Source organism: Aquiflexum sp. (assembly GCF_041751335.1).
GTDB lineage: Bacteria > Bacteroidota > Bacteroidia > Cytophagales > Cyclobacteriaceae > Aquiflexum.
In genome coordinates this window covers 1-8,012 of the sequence record NZ_JBGSXS010000268.1, presented here as the reverse complement: position 1 = coordinate 8,012, position 8,012 = coordinate 1, and the positions used below count along the sequence as shown (strand labels likewise).

General features: G+C 42.5%; 6 protein-coding genes and 1 pseudogene. 1 reads left to right on the top strand and 6 read right to left on the bottom strand.

What is annotated here, in order from left to right; genetic code table 11:
* Window positions 1-660 precede the first annotated feature (660 nt).
* Window positions 661-2,022, bottom strand: coding sequence for an enolase C-terminal domain-like protein (locus ACEW8U_RS14740; RefSeq protein WP_373522814.1), 1,362 nt, complete (start codon window positions 2,020-2,022; stop codon window positions 661-663).
* 199 nt (window positions 2,023-2,221) lie between these two features.
* Between ACEW8U_RS14740 and ACEW8U_RS14735 the strand changes: the two genes are divergently transcribed.
* Window positions 2,222-3,136 carry an endonuclease/exonuclease/phosphatase family protein gene (locus tag ACEW8U_RS14735; protein ID WP_373522813.1) on the top strand — a complete coding sequence of 305 codons (915 nt, stop codon included), beginning with the start codon at window positions 2,222-2,224 and terminating at the stop codon, window positions 3,134-3,136.
* Window positions 3,137-3,155: 19 nt separating this feature from the next.
* Here the strand turns inward: ACEW8U_RS14735 and ACEW8U_RS14730 are convergent, their stop codons facing one another.
* The 5 genes and pseudogenes from ACEW8U_RS14730 to ACEW8U_RS14710 form a co-directional block, all read right to left on the bottom strand.
* Window positions 3,156-3,503 carry a hypothetical protein gene (locus tag ACEW8U_RS14730; protein ID WP_373522812.1) on the bottom strand — a complete coding sequence of 116 codons (348 nt, stop codon included), beginning with the start codon at window positions 3,501-3,503 and terminating at the stop codon, window positions 3,156-3,158.
* A gap of 71 nt (window positions 3,504-3,574) precedes the next feature.
* Window positions 3,575-3,868, bottom strand: coding sequence for a sulfatase-like hydrolase/transferase (locus ACEW8U_RS14725; RefSeq protein ID WP_373522811.1), 294 nt, complete (start codon window positions 3,866-3,868; stop codon window positions 3,575-3,577).
* A gap of 7 nt (window positions 3,869-3,875) precedes the next feature.
* Window positions 3,876-5,894, bottom strand: coding sequence for an FAD-dependent oxidoreductase (locus ACEW8U_RS14720; RefSeq protein ID WP_373522810.1), 2,019 nt, complete (start codon window positions 5,892-5,894; stop codon window positions 3,876-3,878).
* Window positions 5,895-5,938: 44 nt separating this feature from the next.
* Entirely contained in the window at window positions 5,939-7,354 is a 1,416-nt protein-coding gene (locus ACEW8U_RS14715; RefSeq protein WP_373522809.1) for a sulfatase, read from the bottom strand.
* A gap of 144 nt (window positions 7,355-7,498) precedes the next feature.
* Window positions 7,499-8,012 (bottom strand): annotated as a pseudogene (locus tag ACEW8U_RS14710) (FAD-dependent oxidoreductase); the annotation flags it as partial.

The following is an 8,012-nucleotide window of genomic DNA, read 5'->3' as shown; positions in this document are numbered from 1 at the left end:
GCTGTCATTTTGAAAAACAGATATTACTCCTCTTTGCTCCACAATGAAAATCCTATCACCTACATGTTGGAAATCAACAGGTCTGTTAAAGGTAAGGCTAGGGAAAGCTTCTTTTAATATAATTGGCCCTTGATCGACTGGCTCTTGATCTTGATCATCATTTTCCATTTCCTGAAAGCAGGAAAAATTAAATAATAAAAGTATTAAGAATGTGAAATGGTAAAATTTTGAAATATTCATTTTGATGTTCATTGGTACTTAATTGGAAACGATTACAACGTGATTTAGTTGAACTAGTTTCCAATTAACATGCCAAGGTACATTTTTGATCCATCGGATAATGAAAATCAAGGTCGATAAATATCGTTCATCCCTACGGGACTTTCCACAATGTCAACTCCTGAGATCCACTGGTTGAAACCGGTGGCTATTATATCTTTCTTGCCTCTGGCACTTGGTATCACCCGAAAAGTACTTAAATAGTCCCTTAGGGACAACCGATTTTATAGCCATGGGTTTTAACCCATGGTTAAGGTAAATAGAAGTCAAACCAAAGTCCCATAGGGACGGACCATTTAAAATAGACCGAAGGACGTCTCCCCTCCCTGGAACACCTTACCTATGTTCAATTCTAAACAATAAAAAGGTTCAAATAACCCCTCATGGCTTGATAATCGTCCCGTCTGCTTTTCGGATTGTCCAGCTTGATTTGGTGGTCATGGGGTATTTGGCTGCCAATTTTTCATTGACTTCCACACCAAATCCCGGGGCTTCATTGACGGACATATAGCCATTGTTCATGGTCGGGCAACCGGGAAAAACCTCTCTTAATTGATCTGAAAATTGGGCGGCTTCCTGTATGCCAAAATTCCAAATGGCATAGTCCATATGGGCTTGGGCTGCATGACCAACAGGTGATACGTCTCCGGGTCCATGCCAAGCGGTGTCAATTCCATAAAATTCCCCAAGTCGGGCAACTTTCATCGCAGGTGTCAAACCGCCTATTTGGGAAACGTGTATCCTGATATAATCAAACCAATGATTGACCATGGGATTTTTGAATTCATTGACATTGTTGAATAATTCCCCCATGGCGATGGGTACTGAGGTGGTTGCCCGGAGTTGTTTGAACCATTCCATGTTTTCAGGAGAAAAGGGGTCTTCTATAAAAAAGGGATCATATTGTTCCACATTCTTGATGAGATTAATGGCATCAATAGGCCTGACCCTTTCATGGATATCATGTAGAAGTTCCACTTCAGCCCCACAGACTTTTCTGACCACTTCAAACATTTTAGGAACAGATTGGAGATAAACCCTCTGATCCATATACCCATCTGTTTCTTTTGCAAATCCCGCTTTTTTAAAATCCGGTGTCCCCGAAATCCCCGCACCTCCATATCCCCCCTGCTGGATTCGGACATATTTGTAGCCTTGATCCATGAATTTTTGCACATCAGAAGCCACCTCTTCGGCAGTCTTCCCGTTGGCATGGGCATAGCATGGGATGGCAAAACGACATTTCCCACCCAGCAATTGGTACACCGGCATATTGGCTCGTTTTCCTTTTATATCCCATAATGCCTGATCCAGGCCACTTAATGCATTGTTCAGCACAGGGCCATTTCGCCAATAAGAACTTACATAAGCTGACTGCCACATATCTTCAATATTGTCCACGTCTTTTCCTTCGCAAAATTCATTCAAGTATTCTATTGCCGGTAGCACTGCAAAAGCCCTTTGGGTAAAAGTAGCACATCCATAACCGTATAGACCCGGTTCGGAAGTTTCAACCTTTACAACAATCAGGTTTGAGCCACTTGGTCTTGTTGTAATGGCTTTTACACTCTTGATGGTGATAGGTGCCATTCCATTTGAGTAGGATGGGGTTTCTTTCATTTCCTTGGCAGATACATCTGATATTCCTCCAAATATCCCTAAAGCCCCTACTGCTGACCCGAAGCCCAATCCCTTTAGCACCTCTCTTCTCCCGACTATTTTGTGATTTCTCTTTACATCCATTTGTTTATTGTTTTGATTGTAAATGTTTCTTTGATATGAAAAATGATTTTGATACAATCTAACATTAAACAAGACTTTGTCCAATCCTTATTTTACCAAATGGAAACATAACAGAAGATTTATTCTCTATTTACTAAAACAAGTCCTTATCTTTAATTTCAATACCTATAATCTAATCTAACAAATCATCCAAAAAGCTATGAACAAGAATATGCTTTTTCTCCTGATTGCATTTTCATTAAATATCCCGGTATTAGCGCAAACTGACGAAATCAAAGTGATGAGTTACAATATCTGGAATGGGTTTGATTGGGGAAAAGACAAGGAAAGGGAAGAGGCCATGGTCAAATGGCTGCAGGAACAGGATGCCGATGTGATCGGTTTTCAGGAACTGAATGGTTTCACTCCCGAAAAACTACAGGAGCTTGCTTCACAATGGGGACATCCTTTTTCCATATTGCTCAAAGAAGATGGTTATCCAATCGGCATTACCTCCAAAACACCCTTGGTACTGAAAACCAAAATAATCGGCGGGATGTGGCACGGTATGCTACATGCCCAAACATGGGGAATTGATTTTTTAGTGGTTCATCTAAGTCCTCAAGATTGGCAGTTTAGAAGAAGGGAAGCGGAATTGCTTTCAGCATATATAGAAAATGTGCTGATGCAAACCGGTCAGGAAAAGTATATGGTGTTGGGGGATTTCAATGCCCATAGTCCTTTTGATATCAATTTTGATAGTACCAATCCTTCAGAGCTTCTTTTAGCCCGAAAAGCCGATAGTGTTCGGTTGGTAGAAAAAGGTAAAGAAGCCTTTATCAATCTTAGAAATAATTCTATAGATTATAGTGTGATGGCAAAATTCCTGTCCCTGCCGCTCATTGACGTGGTCAGGCCAAATGTTCCCGAAGCCAAATTAAAATCCTTTCCTACCCCATTGGTAACAGGCGAAATGGATCCCGCTGAAAAAGCTACCTATCAAAAAAGAATCGATTACATTATGGTCAGTCCATATTTTGAGGATAAAATAATCCATGCTGAAATTATCAATTATGGGGAAACAGAAAGACTGTCTGATCATTTTCCAGTGATAGCAGTTTTTGGAAACAAGTAAAGAAGATGTCTTGTAAGTTCTATTTCAAGTCCTTTTTCCTTCTGTCGGAATAAGTGGTATTTAAGTATGTATAAATTTTCTCAAAAGTTTCTCTGTTGAACCGCGTGTTCACGTGGTGCCACTTACCACTTTCAAGCTCAATGTTAATCGAATACACCTTACCTATCCAGAGGAAATTCGCTTCCTGAATGTTCCAACCTTTCAAGTCTTGGTTGAGGTTGATTTTCTTTTTCCGCATTGGATAATGAAATTCCATGTTATCTCCCAACAGTCTGATATCTGAACTTCTCCTTGTAAAATATACTATTGGCAAAAAAATCACCGCAATCAAAAAACCCACAATAGCAACACCGATAAAAATTTCCATATTAGTTTGTTTTCTTTCAAAGAAATAAAACAAAGTCGGTGCCAAAGGTTCAATACAATTGTGGAGTTGGTTCAATAATCATTTCCCATCAAACTCTCCAAGACAGACTGCTGCCAAACCGGTGAGGCAGAGTAAAAGCGGTCCATCCTTAATCCTGTAGCCGCCATTTCGTCCAACACAGGGGTTTGCAAATAAGGATGTCCATTGTAGCCCACTTCATCCCATCCTTGGTCATCTCCCATCAAAAGGATGATATTGGGAAGTTTGCTATCGGTGGTTTCGTTATGAACAGTTTGGCAGGAATAGGTTATCCCTATTGCCAAAAGAATAATTGAAAGAAGTGAGTGGTTGGTGAATTTTATCATATTGGTTTTATTTTCTGGGAACAAAAAGAACTGCATCAGCCACCACGATTCCATCAGCACCTTTACTTGATATTTCAACAAAAGCTTCTTTACCCTCAGACAATTCGTATTGTCCTAAATAAACCCATTCGCCAGAAGTCTGCCCTTCTACCCTGATATCTTCCTCTTTGACCATGATTTCTTTTTCTGTATTTCCGTCAAAAAGAATGACATTGGTTTGATTGCTTACCTCCTTGGTTCTAGAAAAATAAATATAGGCATCATACATTCCCGGTTCTTTGATGTTAGGCACAAATCGAACCGAATTGTCTTCCGTCCCTTTGGATAAATCTTTTAGAAAACTGGGACCATATCCCCCATAGGTCTGCCGTTCCCAATTCCCTTTGATCTGCACACTTTCAGCATCATCGTTGTCCACCAAAATCTCAGCAGTGCCTCCATCAGCCAGTGGATTTTCTTTCAGGATTTTTTGCAGTTCCTTGACATTTACCTCATGAACTGAAATATTTTGATCAATCGCCAGACAAGCAGCCACTGCAGAAGACTGTGCCAATACCATAAATACCGGTTCCATCCGGATTGAGCCAAAGGCGATGTGACTGGCAGAAAGTGCTGCTGGAACAAAAAGATTTTTAACTTCCTCCTTTTTGGGAATCAGGGACCTGTATGCAATGGGGTAAGGACCAAAACCTCCTATCTCCACATTCCCTTCGTTTTTCACCATTTTTTTACCGTCCTTTTCGATCACTACCCTTTGGATATTGTGGGAGTCCATGGTATAGGCCGCCATTCCTACACCGTCTTCCACCACTTCAGTGCCCACACAGTTGGCCTCAGTCATCACATATTCCCCCACCATTCTTCGCACCTCTCTGACATACAATTGGGGAGACCAATTCCCGTTTTCAGCATACTCATCTTTTGGATAGCCCCATTCCTGAACAAAATCCTGAAGTTCCTTGGGAACCCTTGGATCAGTTTTGTAGAAATAAAGGAGGGATTTGGTATAAAATTCATGGTTTTTCACTATTTGCTTTCTCTTCTTATAATCAGCTTGAGGATATTCATAATTCATCCCGATCATATCTGTAGAAAATGCCCCTCTGTTGTTGATATCCGTTTTTTGGTTTGGCATTTTGCTCCAGATAAAATATTCATTTATTTTTCTCATGTCCGGTTGGGCTTCAAAAACCCTGACCAAAAGTTCAAACATCGTGGAATCATAACCTTTAGGTCGGGTGATTTCAATCCGGTTGGCTGGATTGTTTGTTAGACATATTCTAAAATTATAGGCCTGAACTTTATCGTCTCCAGTTCCGTCCTGTTCCAATTGATGCTCGCTAATGCCCCATAGCAATCCGCTGTCAGGATCACCTTTTTTTCGGTATGGATCCACACCATTAGGGAATTGATGTCCATTCATCAACTGCACCCCATTGTAGGTTTCTCCATATTGTGCATTGGGTTCCCTTCCTACCGTGTAGGTCACTCCGGACTTAGCCATCAAATCTCCTTCATAGGTGGCGTCGACAAACATTTTACCTTTTACTTTAAGCTTAGATGATGCGGTATCTGCAACATTTTCAAGTTCGATTTCCCTGATGTATCCATCCTGTTTCTCCACATTGATCAGTTGATGTTCATAATGAACTTTGATACCTGCCCTATCAAGATAGTCCTGAAAAACAGATTTGGCCACACTGGGTTCGAAGATCCACTGTTCGAGTTTGCCATAGTGTTTGCCTAATCTCCTATAAAAATCCCTTGACAGACCGGTCACTGCATATTTATTTCCTATATCCGTATAACCCAAACCACCCGTAGTCAAGCCTCCCATATGGTTACCTGGCTCTATCAGGATTACTGATTTACCCATGGTCTTAGCCGTGTAAGCAGCAATGACCCCTGCTGAGTTGGCCCCATAGATGACCACATCGTAGGTATTGGATTCTTCCGATCCTTCTCGAGAACAACCAAAAATTAACAGGAATAAGAAAAATGATGAAATGAGGAGGGGATTTTTCATATAGGATTAAGTTCAATTAGGTTAATAACTGGTTGGAAATTAAATTATTTTTCAAGTTGGTTTTCCACCGGCACCAAACTGGCTTTGTGCTGTGCCAATATCTTCCTGATTTCTAATATCACCTCAGGGTGATCTGCGGCTATATTGAACCTTTCTCCCGGATCCACATTCACATTATACAGCAAAGGCTCATCCAATATGGTGGCATTACTTTCCAAGGGAACCGGAGGATTGGTGACCGGATGGGCTGTTGGGTTGCCATATTCCAACTGGGTGATGAAATGGGCTTTATAGTTGCCGTTGCGGATAGCATAAACCTGCTGTCCATGGTAATAGAAGACCGTCTCTCTAATTCCCTCGCCTGTTCCCATCAACAACGGTGTAATATCATAACCATCATATATCCGGTCTTCGGGAAGTTTGGTACCTGAAAGGGCACAAAAGGTGGGCATTAAATCCATGGTGGTTCCCATGTCCGTCACCACTGCCGGTCGGATGTTTCCAGGCCACCAAAAAATTGTTGGCACACGCATGCCCCCTTCAAAGGTTCCTCCTTTGGCACCCCTCAGGAGGCCCGCTGTTCCTCCATGGGTTTTGAAAGTATGCCAAGGACCGTTGTCTGAAGTAAATACTACCAACGTATTTTCAGCTAACCCTTCCTGCTTTAAGGTTTCCAAAATTTGCCCTACCGACCAGTCGATTTCTTCTATCACATCTCCATAAATTCCTCCTACGGAAACGTCTTTGAATTCCTCGGAACGGAACAAGGGTATATGGGGCAGGGAATGGGCCAGGTAAATGAAGAACGGGCCATTATCTTTTAGACTATGGATTTTTTCTACTACCTCTTCGGTATAGCGCTTGGTGATGGTTCTTTGGTCGGCAGGCCTTTCGACTTCTTTGTCATCCCTTAAAATCGGCACATTGTAGGCCTGAAATCTTTCATTTTCGGCCAAGGTAAAGTGGTCTGTTTTCTCCACTTTGTCCATGTCATTGGAATAGGGTATTCCAAAATAGCTATCAAAACCATGGTCGGTGGGAAGGTATGGTGACTGGTGTCCCAGGTGCCATTTGCCCACCGCGGCAGTTTGGTAACCATTCACCTTTAAGGCCTTGGCAATGGTGATCTCTGTTTGGGGAAGCCCACCGTTGGAGTCAGGAAACAATACCCTTCTTTTGTCACTGCTCATACCGGACCGAATGGGCAACCTGCCCGTAAGCAGGCCTGCACGGCTGGGCGTACATACCGGGGCGGCCACATAAAAATTCGTCCATTTTTGTCCCTCAAAGGCCATCATGTCTAAGTTAGGTGTTTTGTAGCTGGGGTGACCGAAGACCCCCAGGTCTCCATAGCCCAGATCGTCCGCAAATATCACGATGATATTGGGTGAGTCTGTTTTCTCTTTTTCCTTATCGGAAATGCCAAAGCAAGACAATGTGGCCGATCCGATTAAAAGCAAAAATACAATAGCAAGAGATTTTGGGTCAGGTGTTTACATGATCTTTTAATTTAGATCATATATTTTGTCTCAACAAATAAACTTCCTGTAATCTTTCTGATTTAAACCAATCTACAACTTTTCCTCCAACACCATCACCTGTCCGTCTGCTTTCAGTTTTTCCTGTAATTTTTCATAAGGCAAATCCTGAACAGGAAGATTTTCATCTATTGCCAAAGCTGCGGCAGTGGCAGCAGACTGGCCCAAAATCATAAAAACCGGTTCCATTCTTATGGATCCAAAGGCGGTATGGGAACTTGAGACACAAACTGCTACCAACAGGTTTTCGCATTCCGATTGTTTGGGCGTTAGTGACCGGTAAGCAATGGGGTAGGGGCCAAAGCCGCCCACTTCCACATTGCCTTCGTTCTTGACCTGTCCGTTCACCACAATCCGCTGAATATTGTGCGAATCCATGGTGTAGGCGGCCATGCCCACGCCGTCTTTGACCACCTCTTTCCCCTGGCAGTTGGCCTGGGTCATGACGTAGTCGCCCACCAGGCGGCGTACTTCCCGTACGTATACCTGCGGCGACCAATGTCCGTTCTCTACGTATTCATCTTTGGGGTAGCCCCATTTGAGCATTTCTTGCTGCATAGCGGCAGGTGCGCGCGGATCG